Origin of the sequence: Luteimonas sp. MC1828 (assembly GCF_016461615.1) — a bacterium.
In the GTDB taxonomy this organism is placed as follows: domain Bacteria; phylum Pseudomonadota; class Gammaproteobacteria; order Xanthomonadales; family Xanthomonadaceae; genus Luteimonas.
Window position 1 is genome coordinate 385,789 of sequence record NZ_JAEMNY010000002.1, and the last position, 15,298, is coordinate 401,086.

Here is a 15,298-nt window from a genome sequence, read left to right on the forward strand (position 1 = left end):
ATCTGCATGTCCTCGGGAAGGGCCTTCAACGGCCCGCGAGGGCGTCGACGATGTTCAGGCGCATGGCGCGGATCGCCGGCAGCGCGCCCACCAGCAGGCCGATCGCCAGCATCAGCGCCAGGCCCAGCATCCAGCTCTGCAGGCCCACCGGCGGCAGGCTGATCATGCCGCCGCTGCCGGCCGAGGCCGCGGGTCCGATCACCGCCGCAAGGGCGAGGCCCAGTACCCCGCCGATCACCACGATCAGCATCGATTCGGCCAGCACCATGCACAGCACGCTGCTGCTGGAGAAGCCGATCGTCTTCAGCACCGCGAGTTCGGAGGTGCGCTCGCGCACCGCCTGCGCCATGGTGTTGCCGGTGAGCAGCAGCAGGGTGAAGAACACCGCGCCCATGATCGAGCCCACGATCAGGCCGATGTCGGCCATCTGCTTGAGCTGCGAGGCCATCGCCGCCTGCTCGCTCATCGACTTGGTCTCGTGCGGCGAGTTGGCGGACAGCGCGTCGATCGCCCTGGCCGCCGCGTCGCTGCGGCGCACGTCGGAGACGCGGCTGATGTACCAGCCGACGTCGCCGTCGACATACGGCGTGGATTCCTCGAAGTAGTCGTAGTGCATCAGGATCAGCGATTCGGTGAAGCCGGCGCTCTTCTTGTCCTTGGCACGCAGCACGCCGACGATGTCGAACGCCCAGTCCAGGCTGCCGTCACTGTTGGGGAAGATGCTCGACTGCAGCGGCACGCGCTGCCCGACCTTCCAGTCGAAGCGCTTCATCATGGTCTCGCCGACCAGCATGCCGGTGCGGTTGCGCTTCCAGGCCTCGACCTCGGCCGGATCCACCAGGATCTCGGGATAAAGGTCCAGGTAGTTGGGCGCCACCGCGAACGTGAACAGCTGGTTCTTCGGTCCCTGGTAGGTGCCGCCGAACCAGTTGGCATAGGTCACTGCTTCGATGTTGTCGATGTTTGCGATGCGCCCCTGCAGCGAGATCGGCAGGGTCTCGATGAAGGACAGCTTCGACGCCGTCTGCAGGCGCTGCGCGCCGTCGGCGTTCTGGCCGAGCTGGGCGAAGCTCGAGCGGATGCCGTCGAGCAGGCCGAACAGCAGGAACGCGGCCACGATCGAGGCGAGCGTCAGGAAGGTACGGGTCTTGCGCCGGAACAGCGCGGCCCAGACCAGGTGGAAGTACTTCATGTCGGCCTCCTCCGGTCGCGTCAGGCCGCGTGCGACTGCTGTTCGACAAGGGTGCCCTTGTCGAGGTGCAGGGTGTGGCTGGCGTATTCGGCCGCCTTCGGGTCGTGGGTGACCATGACGATGGTCTTGCCGTGCGTGCGGTTGAGCTCCTGCAGCAGGCCGAGGATGTCTTCGGCCGACTGGCGGTCGAGGTCGCCGGTGGGCTCGTCGCAGATCAGGATCGTCGGGTCGGAGACGATCGCGCGTGCGATCGCCACGCGCTGCTGCTGGCCGCCGGAGAGCTCGGCCGGCTTGTGCGAGGTGCGGTCGGACAGGCCGACCAGTTCCAGCGCGATCTGCGCGTTGCGTTTGCGCTGCGCTGCGCCGAGTTTCGTCAGCAGCAGTGGCAGCTCGACGTTCTTCTGCGCGGTCAGCGCCGGCATCAGGTTGTAGAACTGGAACACGTAGCCGACGTTGCGGCTGCGCCAGGTCGCCAGCTGGCCCGCGCCCATGCTGTCGATCCGCTGGCCGTCGATCTCGATCTCGCCGCCGGTGGGCGCATCGAGCCCGCCGATGAGGTTGAGGAGCGTGGTCTTGCCCGAGCCCGAGGGCCCCATCAACGCGACGAAATCGCCCGAGGCGATGTCCAGGTCCAGGCCGTGCAGCACCTCGACCTTCTCCGGGCCGCGCTGGTAGGACTTGGTGAGGTTGCGGATCGATACCAGGGTGGTCATGGCCATGCCTCGTGGTGGTTGCAAGGGGGGTGTGATCAGTCGGTGGCGATGCGCAGCCGGTCGCCGTCGCGCAGGTCGGCCGGCGGATCGAGCACGACGGTCTCGCCCGGCGCGAGCCCGGACAGGACCTGGCGGTCACCGCCACTGCGGCCCGCGGTGGTCCGGATCGTGCGCAGTTCGGCGCGGTCCTCGGCGGCGACCACGAAGGCGACGTCGCCGCCGTCGCGCGCCGCGACCGCCGCGGCGGGCACGCGCACGCCGCGTGGCTGGTCCGCCGCGGCTTCGGGTGCGCGTTCCAGGAAGCTCACGGTCACGCCCATGTCCGGCACGATCCGCGGATCCTTTTCCTTCAGCGCCACGCGCACCTTGACCGTGGCCTTGCCGCGGTCGGCGGTGGGGATGATGGCGATCACTTCCGCCGGGATCTTCCAGTCCGGATAGGCATTGAGCGTGGCTTCGACCGGCATGGCCGGCTGCACGCGACCGATGTAGGCCTCGCCGACGTCGACTTCGACTTCCAGCGAGTCCATGTCGACGATGGTGCCGATGCCGGTGCGGGTGAAGCCACCACCGGCCGACAGCGGCGACACGATCTCGCCAGGCTGCGCCGCCTTGGCGATCACCACGCCGGCGAACGGCGCGCGCACGATGGTGTTGTCGACGCCGATGCCGCTGATCCGCAGCTGTTCGCCGGCGACCTGCGCGTTGCGCTGCGCGGTGGCGAGCTGCGCGCGCAGGGAGTCGCGCTGCGCGATGGCCTGCTCATGCTGCGCGCGCGACACCAGCTGCTGCTGCACCAGCGACGACAGCCGCCGGGCGTTGGCTTCGGCTTCCACGAGCTGCGCGCGGATGCCGTCGGCCTGGCTGCGTGCCGCACCCAGTTGCGCCCGGGACAGGTCGCGCTGCGCGTCGGCATCGATCGGGTCGAGGGTCGCCATGACCTCGCCTTCGGCCACGTGCTGGCCTTCCTCGATCAGCACCTCGCGCACGCGGCCGGTGATCTTCGACGACACCGTCGCCATGCGCCGCGCCACCACGTAGCCGCTGGCATCGAGCACAGAAGCCGCCGTGCTGCCGCCGCCCGCAGCGGCGACCACCGGCGCGGTCTGCACTTCGATGCCGCGGTCGCGCGCGAGGAACGCCCACGCCGCGCCGGCCACCAGCAGCACCGCTGCGGCGACGGCCAAGGCGATCCACAGCCCGCGCCGCGATGGCGGCGGTGGTGCGTTGCGGTCGATCCTCAATTCCCTGAGCAGGTCGGCGTTGGTGTTCATATGGTCATCTGGACGGAGGGACGCTGCGGAGTGTGACCGAGTGTGTCCGCCGCAGGATGCGATGTCAGGTGACGTCTGTCACCCGCGATCCCTGACCGGCGCGACTGCCGGCCAGCGCGCATGGCGACGAACATGGCGCCGTCCAATCGCCGGGGTCCACCGCATGCACCAGTCCGATCACGCGCCACTCGCCCAACTGCAGGGCGCGGGCAAGCGCTATGGCACGGTCGTCGCGCTCGACGGCGTCGATCTCGACCTGCATCGCGGCCAGGTGCTCGCCCTGCTCGGCGCCAACGGCGCCGGCAAGACCACGGCGATCTCGCTGCTGCTCGGCCTGCTGCAGCCGGATGCAGGCCAGGCGCGGCTGTTCGGGCGCTCGCCGCAGGACCTCGCGGCGCGCCAAGGCATCGGCGTGATGCTGCAGGCCGGCGCGATCGCCGACACGCTCGCCGTCGGCGAACTGCTCGACCTGACGCGCAGCTATTACCCCGCGCCGCGCAGCATGGCCGACTGCGTCGCCATCGCCGGGCTCGACGGCCTGCTCAAGCGCCGCTACGGCAAGCTCTCCGGCGGCCAGCAGCGTCGCGTGCAGTTCGCACTCGCGATCTGCGGCGCGCCGCGCATGCTGTTCCTCGACGAGCCCACCACCGGCCTCGACATCGAAGCCCGCCAGGGCCTGTGGCGCGGCCTGCGCGATCTCGTCGCCGAGGGCACCTCGGTGCTGCTGACCACCCATTACCTCGAAGAGGCCGAGGCGCTGGCCGATCGCGTGGTGGTGCTGGCCGATGGCCGCGTGGTCGCCAGCGGCAGTCTTGATGAAGTGCGCGCACGCGTCGACCAGCGCCGCATCCGCTGCACCAGCACGGTCGATGCCGAGGAGGTGGCGCGCTGGCCGCGGGTTCGTGCCGTGCATCGCGATGGCGGACGCCTGGAGGTGGTGGCCGACGTGGCCGAGGAGATTGTGCGTCGCCTGCTCGCCGCCGATCCGGCGCTGTCCGGGCTCGACGTCAGCCGCGCCGGCCTCGCCGAGGCCTTCCTGGAAATCACCCGCGACACGTCGCTCAAGGAGGCCGCGTGATGCATGCCATGGTCGAGGTTCCCGCGGCCGCCCGCCGCCACCCGCTGCTGAAGAGCCACGTGCTGGAAGCGAAGTACGAGTTCCTGCGCATGCTGCGCACGCCGATGTTCGCGCTGCCCACGCTGCTGTTCCCGGTGATGTTCTACCTGCTGTTCGGGGTAGCGATGAATCGCGGCGACGGCAGTGCCGCGCAGCACATGCTGGCCACCTATGGCGTGTTCGGCGTGATGGGCGCCGCGCTGTTCGGCTTCGGCGTGACCGTGGCGATGGATCGCGCGCAGGGGCTGCTGGCGCTCAAGCGCGCGCTGCCCATGCCGCCCGGCGCATGGCTGCTGGCGAAGATGGCGATGGCGCTGCTGTTCTCGGCGATCGTCGCGCTGCTGCTGGCCGTGATCGCAGCCACCCTGGCCGGGGTCTCGCTGGCACCGGGGCAGTGGGCACTGCTGTGGCTGGTGCACGTGGCCGGCGCGCTGCCGTTCTGCGCCATCGGGCTGTACATCGGCACCGTGGCCGGCGGTTCCGCCGCACCGGTGGTGGTCAACCTCCTGTACCTGCCGATGTCGTTCCTGTCCGGACTGTGGCTGCCGCTGGCGATGTTGCCGGACGCGCTGGCCCGGCTGGCGCCGGTGTGGCCTTCCTACCATCATGGCCAGCTTGCGCTGAAGGTGGTGGGCATGGATGCGGGCCAGCCGGTGGCGCTGCACCTCGGCGTGCTGGCGGTGGTCGCGATCGGGTTTTTCGTCCTTGCCCGTGCGCGCCTCGCGCGCTGCGGTTGATGCTTCACCGTTCGCCACCGCTGCTGATCTCCAAGGAGTGTTGCCATGAATCGCTGGCCTGAAATCCTCGCCGCGGGCGCCATCGCCGCCGCCATTGCCGGCGCCGTGCTGGCCCAGGGCGCGTCCGCGGAGCCCGCGGTCGCCGCCGACGTCGTCCTGCCGTCCGGAGGCGAAGGCGCCGCCTTCGCGATCACCGGCGTGCGCGTGTTCGACGGCGAGCGGGTGTTGCCCGCCGCCAATGTCGTCATCCGCGATGGCCGCATCGCGGCGGTCGGCGCCGATGTCGCCATCCCGGCCGGCATCGAGGTCGTGGACGGCGCTGGCCGGACCCTGCTGCCCGGCTTCATCGACGCGCATACGCACAGCTGGGGCGAGGCGCAACGCGACGCCCTGCGCTTCGGCGTCACCGCCGAACTCGACATGTTCGGCGACTGGAACCGCATCCCGGCGCTGCGCGCGCAGCGCGAATCGCTCGGTGCCACCGGGCAGGCCGACCTGTGGACCGCCGGCGCCACCGTCACCACCGCCGGCGGCCACGGCACGCAATACGGCTTCCCGGTGCCGACGCTCGCCGCCGACGGCGATGCCGCGGCGTTCGTCGCCGCGCGCGTGGCCGAGGGCTCCGACTACATCAAGCTGATCGTCGAGGATTTCAGCACCCACTCCGCCGAGCGCCGCCTGCCGACGATCACGCCGGCGCAGGTCGCCGCCGCGATCACCGCGGCGCATGCGCACGAGCGCCGCGCGGTGGTCCACGCGTCGTCGCAGGCGGATGCGCTGCATGCGGTGGAATCCGGCGCGGACGGCCTGGTGCACGTGTTCCATGACGCCGCCGCATCGCCGGCGTTCGTCGCCGCCGCCCGGCGCAGCGGCGCATTCGTGGTGCCGACGCTGTCGGTGGTCGCAAGCTTCGCGCAGGACGGCAGCGGCAGCGCGCTTGCGGCGGACGCGCGGCTGGCGCCGTGGCTGGCCGCGGAACAGCGCGGCACGCTCGACGCCGGCTTCCCCGGCGCAGCGCGACCGGCGGCGTTCGACAACGCCCTGCGCAGCGTCGCCGCGCTGCATGCGGCGGGCGTGGACGTGCTTGCCGGCACCGACGCGGGCAATCCCGGCACCACCCACGGCGCCAGCGTGCACGGTGAACTGGCACTGCTGGTCCGCGCCGGCCTGTCGCCGCGCGCCGCGCTGGCCGCGGCCACTTCGGTGCCGGCGCGTCGCTTCGGCCTCGACGACCGCGGCCGCATCGCGCCCGGGCTGCGTGCCGACCTGCTGCTGGTCGATGGCGACCCCACCGCGGACATCGCCGCCACGCGCGCCATCGCCGGCCTCTGGAAAAACGGCCACGCCGTCGTCCGCCCGCGCATGGACGCGCCGGCTGCAGCGCCGGCGATCGCCGCAGGCGCGCTGCTCGCCGACTTCGAGGACGGCGCGACCGGCGTGCGCTTCGGCCACGGCTGGCAGCTCACCACCGATGCCATGGCGGGCGGCACGTCAGTCGCCGACCAGGCCTGGGCCGCAGGCGGCGCCACAGGCTCGCGCGGTGCGCTGCGCGTGGCGGGCGAGATCCGCCCCGGCTTCGCCTTCCCATGGGCCGGCACAATGTTCCATCCCGGCGCGCAGCCGATGCAGCCGGTCGACGCCTCGGCGCGCAGCGAACTGGTGTTCCAGGCGCGCGGCGACGGCCGCGGCTACCAGGTGATGCTGTTCTCGGGGCCGTCGATGCAGGCGCTGCCGAGCATGCAGGCATTCACCGCCGGACCGGAGTGGCGCGAGGTGCGGATCCCGCTGGCGTCCTTTGCCGGCGCGGACGTGGCCTCGCTGCGCGCGGTGGCGATCACCGCCGGCCAGCCGCAGGGCGCGTTCGAGCTGTACATCGACCAGGTCGAGTTGCGCTGAGTGGCGCATCATCGCGCCATGGAGCATGCAGGCGCGCACCGCGCGAAGTTGTCCGGCTGGCGCGCGTGGGTGCAGCCGGCGCCCGATTCGGCGCTCGCCGCGGTGCAGCGCCAGGGCCGCTCGGCGTGGACCGAATGGGTGCACCTGATGTGGTCGGCGTGGGTGTTCACCACGCCGCTGTTCACGCCGGGCGGCTACAGCACGCGCTGGGCGCTGCTTACGCTGCTGACGTATCCGCTGTTCGTGCTGCTGTACGCCTGCGTGCTGCTACGCCCCGAGCGGCACGCCTGGCGCTACGCCCTGGCGATGATCGCGCTCGGCATGCTGCTCCTGCCCTGGTATCCATCGGGCATGAGCTATTTCGTGTTCGGCTGCGTGATGCTGCGCAGCCAGCGCGCGCGCTCGCTGGTCCGCTACGTGCTGCTGCTGGCCGTGCTCAACGCCGCGTTCGTCGGCTTCGCGCTGTGGCTCGGCTACCCGTGGCAGGCGGTGGTGTGGCTGCCGCTGGTCGCCCTGATCGTCGGCACCATCGTCCACGTCGAACACGCCAGCCGTGCCACGGACGCGGCGCTCAGGCTGTCGCACCACGAAGTGCGCCGGCTGGCCGCGCTCGCCGAGCGCGAGCGCATCGGCCGCGACCTGCACGACCTGCTCGGGCACACGCTGTCGCTGGTCGCGTTGAAGTCGGACCTGGCCGCGCGGCTGATGGAGCGCGACCCCGCGGCGGCGCGTGCGGAGATCGATGCCGTGAGCCGTGTCGCGCGCGATGCGTTGGCGCAGGTGCGCTCGGCGGTCAGCGGCATCCGCGCGGCGGGCATCGCCGCCGAGCTGGCATCGGCAAAGCTGCTGCTGGAATGCGACGGCGTGGGGCTGCGCCACGACTGGGATGAGCGCGGCCTGGCCGGCGGCGCGCTGCCGGCACGCGTGGAGACCACGCTGGCGCTGGTGCTGCGCGAAGCCGTGACCAACATCCAGCGCCACGCCCGCGCGCAAAGCGCGGAGATCACCATGCGTGCCGCGGGTGAGGGCATCACGCTGCGCATCCGCGACGACGGTCGTGGCGGCGCGATCGTGCCGGGCAACGGCGTGGGCGGCATGCGCGAGCGCATCGAGTCGCTTGGCGGGCGCATGGATATCGGCCCGGCGCCCGGCGGAGGCACGGTGGTGGAGGCCTGGCTGCCGCTGTCGGCGCACGCTGCCGGCGATCACGATCACGACCACGACCACGACCACGACCACGACCACGACCACGAAAATCCTGGTGGCACTGCCGACGCTGGCGTGCGCCGCACCACGGATGGCGGCGCATGATCCGCATCGTGCTTGCCGAGGACCAGGCCCTGCTGCGCGGCGCGCTCGCCGCGCTGCTCGCGATGGAGGCCGACATCGAGGTGGTGGCCGCGGCGGCGGATGGCGAGGCCGCATGGCGCGACCTGCAGCGCACCTCGCCCGACCTGCTGGTCACCGACATCGAAATGCCCGGCCTCACCGGCCTGGAGCTTGCGCAGCGCATCCAGCGCCACGGGCTGGCGACCAAGGTCGTCATCGTCACCACCTTCGCCCGCGCCGGCTACCTGCGCCGCGCGCTGGATGCCGGCGTGCACGGCTACCTGCTGAAGGACGCGCCGATCGAGCGGCTTGCCGAGGCACTGCGCCGGGTGCACGCCGGTGGTCGCGCCATCGACCCGCAGCTCGCGCTCGAAGCCTGGTCCGAAGCCGACCCGCTCAACGAGCGCGAACGCCAGGTGCTGCGCCTGGCCGGCGAGGGCCAGGCGGCCGCCGACATCGCAGCGGCGCTCGGCCTGTCGCATGGCACCGTGCGCAATTACCTGTCGGAGGCGATCGGCAAGCTCGGCGTCGGCAACCGCATCGAGGCGTATCGCCTCGCGCGGCAGAAGGGCTGGCTGTAGCCGGCCTCAGCGGGCCGCGCGCGCCTTGAGCATCGCGTAGGCCGCGCGCAGACCCAGCGCCTCGCCGCCGGCGGGGCGGCCGGGGCGGTCGCTGTCATTCCAGGCGTAGGTGTCGAGGTGCGCCCACGGCATGTCCTTGGGCACGAAGCGCTCCAGGTACAGCGCCGCGGTCACGCTGCCGGCCATCTTCGAGCCGGCGTTGGCCATGTCGGCGACCTTGCTGGTCAGGTAGCGCAGGTACGGCCGCCACAGCGGCATGCGCCACAGCGGGTCGCGCACCTGCATGCCGGCGTCGAGCCAGGCCTGCGCCAGCGCGTCGTCGTTGCTGAAGAGCGCCGGCAGGTCGGGGCCGAGCGCGATGCGCGCGGCGCCGGTGAGCGTGGCGAAGTCGAGGATCAGGTCGGGCGCCTGTTCGCCGGCATAGGCCAGCGCGTCGCCGAGGATCACCCGGCCCTCGGCGTCGGTGTTGTCGATCTCGACACTCACGCCGGTGCGCGTGGCGATCACCTCGCCGGGGCGGAACGCGTCCGGGCCGATCGCGTTCTCCACCGCCGGCACCAGCAGGGTGATGCGCAGCGGCAGCCCGCGCGCCATCACCAGCTCGGCAAGCGCCAGCGCGTGCGCGGCACCGCCCATGTCCTTCTTCATGTTGCGCATGCCGTCGGCCGGCTTGATGTCCAGGCCGCCGGTGTCGAAGCACACACCCTTGCCGACGATCGCCACATGCGGATGCGCGGCGTCGCCCCAGCGCAGCGCCAGCAGGCGCGGCGCACGGTGCGAGGCGCGGCCGACGGCGTGGATGGCGGGGAAGTTCTGCGCCAGCAACGCGTCGCCGGTGATCGCCTCGAACGCGGCGCCGTGCGCCTCGGCCATGCCGCGCGCAACGTCTTCGAGCTGTTCCGGCCCCATGTCCTGCGTCGGCGTGTTCACCAGGTCGCGCACGCGCACGCAGGCGGCGAGGATGTCGGCGGCTTCGGCATCGGGCTGCGCCAGCACGAGCCGCGCCGGGGTACGCGTGCGTGCCTTGTAGCGGTCGAAACCGTAGCTGCCCAGGCCCCAGCCGAGCTGCAGGGCGTGGCATGCGGCGTCATCGAGTGCTGCCGCCGGCGCCCAGTCGCCGCCCGGCAGCGACATCGGCGCGTGCGCGTAGCTGGCGGGGTCGAGGCGGTCACCGATGCCGAGCACGGCGCTCGCCGGCCCGCCGTCGCCGGCGGGCAGCAGCAGGTGGCTGCCCGGCGCCGCGTCGAAACAATTGGCGTCGAGCCAGGCAACGACGGCAGCCGGCTGCGCGGCGCGCCAGGCGGCGAGGCCGTCGCGGTCGACGAGGTGCAGCGGCTGTGCGGAAGTGGCGTCGGCAGTGCCGGTGACGGGCGTGGAACTCATGCGGGGGTGCTCCGTGTGTCATCGCCCGGCGCGGCGGTCGCCGCCTCCAGCCAGTCGGCCAGTCCGGACAGGGTGTCGAAATTGAGGTCGGGCGTGGCGCTGCGGTGCCGCCACGGCGGGCGGCGGCCATCCGCGCCGCGGCGGTTGATCCAGCAGCTGCGCAGCCCGGCGCGCGCGGCGCCGGCGACATCGGCCTCGGGATGGTCGCCGACGTGCAGCACTTCGGCGGGCGCGAGGCCCACGCGCTCGCAGGCGGCGAGGAAGATGCTGGCGTCGGGTTTGGCCGCGCCGTGTTCCTGCGCGCTGACGCAGGCGGTGAAGTGGTGGCGGATGCCGATGCGGTCGAGGTCGGCGTTGCCGTTGCTCAGCGCCACCACCGGCACCCGCGCGCTGATGCGCGCAAGGGCGTCGCGCGCCTCGGGATAGAACTCGACTTCGTTGCGCGTGGCGAAGAACACCTCGTAGGCGGGTCCGGCGAGCGCCAGGTCGGCGCCGCTCTCGCGCAGCGCGTGTTCGATGGTCAGCCGGCGCAGCGCCGACATGTCATGCGCGAGCTGCGGGTGGCGGGCGAACATCTGCTCGCGCAGCGTGCGCATGGCGGCGACCGGGAACATCGCCGCGGTGGCGGGGCAGTGCGTGCGCATCCAGTCGTCGAGCGCGTGTTCGATGCGCACGCCGATCGGGGCGAACGGCCACAGCGTGTCGTCGAGGTCGAGGGTGATGGCGCGGACGTCGAAGGCCATGGCGCCATTGTACGTGGGCCTCACTCCAGCAGCCGGGCCCAGCCTTCGAGTCCGTCGATGCGCGAGACCACGAGCTTCGCGCAGGCCAGCAGCGGCACCGCCAGCAGCAGGCCGATGATGCCCCACAGCGCGCCGAACACCATCAGCGCGAGGATCAGCACCAGCGGCGACAGGCGCATGCGCTGGCCGAGCACCAGCGGGGTGAGGATCTGGCCTTCCAGGGTGTGCAGGCCGAGATAGATCGCGGCCGGCAGCAGCGACGGTCCGACCTCTTTCCAGGTCACGAAACCCATCACCAGCATCGCCACGATGCCGATCATCGGCCCCACGTACGGCGCGAAGTTGAGCAGCATCGCCAGCGTGCCCCAGAGCAACGCCTCCTGCATGCCCACGCCGAGTGCGAAATGCAGGATCGCCGCCAGCAGCAGGCCGACGGCGGCGTTGATCAGGCTGATGGTGAACACGTAGCGCGAGATCTCGCGCTCCACCGACTGCATGATCTCCACGGTGACCCGCTGCCGCTGCCGCGTTGGCAGCAGCGCGATGGCGCGGCGCTGCAGGTCTTCGCCGAACACCATGAAGAAGAACGTCAGCAGTACCACCGCGAGCACCGATGCCACGGCCTTGGGCGCCTTGTTGAAGATCGCGTAGGGGTCGTCCTCCTGGGTGCGGATCACTTCGGGGCGGCGGCCGCCCGCCCCTTCGCCGCCAGCCAGCCGTGCGATGTCTTCCGCCACGCGGTTGGCTTCGTGCATGGGCTTGGCCAGGTCGCGCAACTCACCGCCGAGCTGGCGCATCTGCTTGGGCGCCTCCTGCATCCAGTCGATCGCCGGTGCCAGCAGCTGCTGGCCGAGCAGCCCCGCCGCGGCAAGCCCGCCCGCCAGCACCAGCAGCGCGGCCAGGGACCGCGGCAGGTAAAGCCGGCGCAGCGCCCGGATCACCGGGTTGCCGATCAGGGCGAAGAACATCGCCAGCAGCACCGGGAGGATCACGTCCTGCGCCACCCACAGCGTGTAGCCGATCGCGAGCGTGGCCAGCACCAGCACGGCGAGCGATGCCGGCGGTCGGCGTGCCGGCGCGGCATCCGCCACGCCCGCGGCAGCGGGCGCAGGCGCCGGCGCGGAGGCAGGTACCGGCACCTTGGTGACGGGTGTTGGTGCTTCGCTCATGGATCCGCTCCCGCGGGTCAGCGCCGTTCCGAGAGTTCGGTGGCGGCTTCGGCCGCAACCGGTGGAACATCCCACGCCGGATCGGCGCTGTAGCGGCGTTCGCTCGGCGACAGCGTCGGCGCCGAAGCCGCGTCCGCGGCGCCCGCCGGCGCCTCGGTGGCGGCCGCGACTTCGGCCTCGGCGCCCTTCGCGGCGCTTTCCGCGCCCTCCGCGGCGAACTTCGCCTGCAGCGCGCCGACCAGGCCGGCCACGCTGCTGGCCAGCTGCAGCCAGCGGGTGCCGCCCAGGCCGCCGATCGCCGCGCCGGCATGCACCGGCCGCGCGCGCCCGGCGAGGAAACCGGCGATGAGGCCGGCGATGACGATGCGCGTCGGCGTCAGGGTCTCGCGCCACGCGGTGCCCAGCACGCGCAGGTCGGCGGCGACCTGACGCTCGCGGGCCTCCAGCGCATCCTCGGCCTGTTCCACCTTGGCGAGCAGCTTGTCGAAACTCACGGACGCGGTCTCCTCATGGCGGGGTGACGTCGACGCCGCGCTCGTCGCGCACCGGTGCACGCTTGGCCTCCTCGCGCACGCGGACTTCGGCCGCGCGTGCGGATTCGGCGGATGCGGCGCCGGGCACGAGTTCCGACAACTCGCCGATGCCAAGTCGAGCGAGCTGGCGCCGGGTGGTTTTCAGGCGGGTATGTTCGAAATAATCGGCCGCCTTGCGGACGGCCAGCCATGCGCCCAGCGCGCTGAGCACGGCGCAGCCGCACAGCGCGACCCACCAGGGCAGCCCTAGCTGGCTGCTGAGCAGCACGATCAGCGCCGCCATCAGCAGCAGCCATGACGACGCCCCGAACACCACCGCCACGCCCGCGAACGCGATGCTGCGGCCGGCCGCGCTGCGCGCGAGCGAGACGTCGGCCACCAGCAGGCTGCGGAACGCCTTGGCGGCTTCGCCCGCGGCATCCAGGCCGGACTTGCCGGTGTCGCGCAGGCCACGGAGGGATTCGATCAGGTCGGGCGGCGGGGCACCGTCCGTCGCGCGGTCGGGCGCGCCGTCATCCGGCATGGCGTTGCCATCGGGACCGGGTGCCGACGGGCCATGCCAGCCGCCGGGTGCGGGACCCGGCGGTGGTGCGGACGGGGGCGGTGTTCCCTGCACGCCGGATTACTTGCCGCCGCTGCGTGCGAGCTTGGCGATGATCCAGCCGGCGGCGAAGGCGACGCCGAAGGACGCGATCGGACGCTCGCGGATCAGGTCGGCGGCGCTGTCGAGGAGGTCGCGGCCCTTGTCGAGCAGCTGGTCCACCTGCTCGCCGCCGGCGCCGGCGGCCTCTTCCAGTGCGGACAGCCCGGCCAGCGCGCCGTCGGCCAGGTCCGACTTCAGGTTGGCCCTGCCGAGGCGGAGTTCTTCACCGGCCGCCGCTGCTGCGCCGCGCAGCGCGTCGGCGGAATCGACGGCCGCCTGCTTCACGTGGCCGCCGGCGGTGGAGAGGTTGGACTTCAGGTTTTCGGTGTGGGTCGGGGTCATTGCGGTCATCTCCGTTGGGGGGTCATTCGATGGCCAGGTTGCCCTGGCTGCGGCCGCGCTGGATGCGCAGCACAAGCGATTGCGGTGGATCGGACAACGCGGTGCGCAGGCCGGCCAGGTCGGCGGCGCGGGCGCGGCCGACGGCCAGCACCACGTCGCCTTCGCGCAGTCCGCTGCGAGCGGCGCGGCTGTCCGGCGCCACGCTCTCGACCAGCACGCCGCCCGCGCCACTGCGCCGCAGCGCCTCGGGCAGGTCGGCGAACGACGCGCCTGACAGCCGCGGGTCGAGCTGCTGTCCGGCGATCATGCGCGGCTGCTCGCGCAGCGTGGTGGCGACCTGGCGGGTCGTGCCGTCGCGGCGTACCTCGAGCGTGACCCGCGCATTGGCCGGCTGCAGGCCCTGGAAGTTGCGCAGCGACTCGCTGTTGGCGATGCGCTGGCCGTTGGCGGCGGCGATCACGTCGCCGGGCCGGATGCCGGCCTCGGCCGCGGCGGAGCCGGGATAGACGCGGGTCACCACCGCGCCCCGGCTGCCCGGCTCCAGCCCGAGGCTGGCGGCGAGCCGGTCGTCGAGATCCTGGCTGTCGAGGCCCAGCGAGCCGCGGCGCACCTCGCCGGTGGAGGCGAGCTGCTGCAGCACGTCACGCGCCAGGTTTGCCGGGATCGCGAAGCCCAGGCCGATGTTGCCGGCCATGCTGCCGCGCGGATTGAAGCTGGCGGTGTTGATGCCGACCAGTTCGCCGCGCAGGTTGACCAGCGCACCGCCGGAATTGCCGGGATTGATACTGGCGTCGGTCTGGATGAAATTCTGGAACCCCACGCCGGGCACGTTGCTGCGCCCTACCGCGGACACGATGCCCGAGGTCACCGTCTGGCCGACACCGAACGGGTTGCCGACCGCGACCACGAAGTCGCCGACCTCCAGCGCGCTGCTGTCGGCAAGCGGCATCGCCTGCAGCGGGGTGCCGTCGGGCGCCACCGGGATCTTCATCAGCGCGATGTCGGTGTCGCCATCGGAGCCGACGAACTCGGCCGCCAGGGTGCGGCCGTCCGCCAGCGTCACCGACACCTCGTCGGCGCCCTCGATCACGTGGTGGTTGGTCAGCACGTAGCCGCGCGCGGCGTCGACGATGACGCCCGAGCCCAGCGACTCGTTGATCCGCTCCTCGGGAATGTCGGGAAACATGCGGCGGAAGAAGGGGTCGTTGGCGAACGGGTTGTTGATGCGCACGCGCTGGCGGGAATGCACGCTGACCACCGCCGGCGTGACCCGGCGCAGCATCGGCGCAAGCGAGGGCAACGGCTGGCCGGCCACTTGGCCTGGCAAGCCCGCGGCCATCGGCACCGATGCCACGGCCGAAGCCGGCGCGGCGCGCGCCGGGCTCTCGAGCCCGCTGCGGATCGCGGTCGCGGCAAAGCCACCGAAGGCGGCGGCGGCGGTCAGGGCGAGCAGGGTGGCACGGGCGGATGGGCGCATCGGTGTCTCTTTATGCAGGTTGCAAGGTCTGGGGGCCGTGAAGTGTCGCGCGGGGACACGGGCGGGTCGAGGCCGTACGGGTGTGTCGTACGTCTCATGTTCAGTGCGAATCGCAGCCGCGCGTACTTCCCGCGCAGGCCGTGAAATGCATTTGACTTCGTCCCGGCTC

General features: G+C 72.0%; 15 protein-coding genes. 5 read left to right on the forward strand and 10 right to left on the reverse strand.

The window, feature by feature from the left end:
* Positions 1–25 precede the first annotated feature (25 nt).
* Genes JHB91_RS11625 through JHB91_RS11635 form a run of 3 tightly spaced genes read right to left on the reverse strand, consistent with a single transcriptional unit; the run spans position 26 to position 3,179 of the window.
* Complete coding sequence (locus tag JHB91_RS11625; protein ID WP_199373625.1) at positions 26–1,192, reverse strand: ABC transporter permease; 1,167 nt, start codon at positions 1,190–1,192, stop codon at positions 26–28.
* 20 nt (positions 1,193–1,212) lie between these two features.
* A complete protein-coding gene (locus JHB91_RS11630) occupies positions 1,213–1,905 on the reverse strand; it encodes an ABC transporter ATP-binding protein (RefSeq protein WP_199472979.1) in 693 nt (230 codons plus the stop codon).
* 35 nt (positions 1,906–1,940) lie between these two features.
* Positions 1,941–3,179, reverse strand: a complete 1,239-nt coding sequence (locus tag JHB91_RS11635; RefSeq protein WP_199472980.1) for an efflux RND transporter periplasmic adaptor subunit — start codon at positions 3,177–3,179, stop codon at positions 1,941–1,943.
* Positions 3,180–3,342: 163 nt separating this feature from the next.
* On the opposite strand from JHB91_RS11635, the gene JHB91_RS11640 reads away from it, so the two are divergent.
* From JHB91_RS11640 to JHB91_RS11660, 5 genes are read left to right on the forward strand one after another with little or no spacing between them, the layout of a single operon-like run.
* Positions 3,343–4,257 carry an ABC transporter ATP-binding protein gene (locus tag JHB91_RS11640; protein WP_199472981.1) on the forward strand — a complete coding sequence of 305 codons (915 nt, stop codon included), beginning with the start codon at positions 3,343–3,345 and terminating at the stop codon, positions 4,255–4,257.
* Entirely contained in the window at positions 4,257–5,033 is a 777-nt protein-coding gene (locus JHB91_RS11645) for an ABC transporter permease (protein ID WP_199373620.1), read from the forward strand. The genes JHB91_RS11640 and JHB91_RS11645 overlap by 1 nt, the downstream gene beginning before the upstream one ends.
* A gap of 45 nt (positions 5,034–5,078) precedes the next feature.
* On the forward strand, positions 5,079–6,929 hold the full coding sequence (locus JHB91_RS11650; RefSeq protein ID WP_199472982.1) for a CIA30 family protein: 1,851 nt from the start codon (positions 5,079–5,081) through the stop codon (positions 6,927–6,929).
* Between the two features lie 18 nt (positions 6,930–6,947).
* Entirely contained in the window at positions 6,948–8,240 is a 1,293-nt protein-coding gene (locus JHB91_RS11655) for a sensor histidine kinase (RefSeq protein ID WP_199472983.1), read from the forward strand.
* The gene (locus tag JHB91_RS11660; RefSeq protein ID WP_199472984.1) at positions 8,237–8,839 is read left to right on the forward strand and encodes a response regulator transcription factor; all 603 of its coding nucleotides are present in this window, start codon (positions 8,237–8,239) and stop codon (positions 8,837–8,839) included. The genes JHB91_RS11655 and JHB91_RS11660 overlap by 4 nt, the downstream gene beginning before the upstream one ends.
* Before the next feature lie 6 nt (positions 8,840–8,845).
* On the opposite strand, the gene JHB91_RS11665 is transcribed toward JHB91_RS11660, so the two are convergent.
* From JHB91_RS11665 to JHB91_RS11695, 7 genes are all read right to left on the reverse strand, one after another.
* The gene (locus tag JHB91_RS11665; protein WP_199472985.1) at positions 8,846–10,222 is read right to left on the reverse strand and encodes a leucyl aminopeptidase family protein; all 1,377 of its coding nucleotides are present in this window, start codon (positions 10,220–10,222) and stop codon (positions 8,846–8,848) included.
* On the reverse strand, positions 10,219–10,965 hold the full coding sequence (locus JHB91_RS11670; RefSeq protein WP_199472986.1) for an HAD-IA family hydrolase: 747 nt from the start codon (positions 10,963–10,965) through the stop codon (positions 10,219–10,221). The genes JHB91_RS11665 and JHB91_RS11670 overlap by 4 nt, the downstream gene beginning before the upstream one ends.
* A gap of 20 nt (positions 10,966–10,985) precedes the next feature.
* Positions 10,986–12,134 (reverse strand): AI-2E family transporter, encoded by a 1,149-nt coding sequence (locus JHB91_RS11675; protein WP_199472987.1) that lies wholly within the window; start codon positions 12,132–12,134, stop codon positions 10,986–10,988.
* Positions 12,135–12,151: 17 nt separating this feature from the next.
* Positions 12,152–12,628, reverse strand: coding sequence for a hypothetical protein (locus JHB91_RS11680; RefSeq protein WP_199472988.1), 477 nt, complete (start codon positions 12,626–12,628; stop codon positions 12,152–12,154).
* Positions 12,629–12,641: 13 nt separating this feature from the next.
* Positions 12,642–13,190, reverse strand: a complete 549-nt coding sequence (locus JHB91_RS11685; protein ID WP_199472989.1) for a phage holin family protein — start codon at positions 13,188–13,190, stop codon at positions 12,642–12,644.
* A gap of 99 nt (positions 13,191–13,289) precedes the next feature.
* A complete protein-coding gene (locus tag JHB91_RS11690) occupies positions 13,290–13,652 on the reverse strand; it encodes a hypothetical protein (protein ID WP_199373606.1) in 363 nt (120 codons plus the stop codon).
* Between the two features lie 22 nt (positions 13,653–13,674).
* Complete coding sequence (locus JHB91_RS11695; RefSeq protein ID WP_199472990.1) at positions 13,675–15,129, reverse strand: Do family serine endopeptidase; 1,455 nt, start codon at positions 15,127–15,129, stop codon at positions 13,675–13,677.
* Positions 15,130–15,298: the final 169 nt, after the last annotated feature.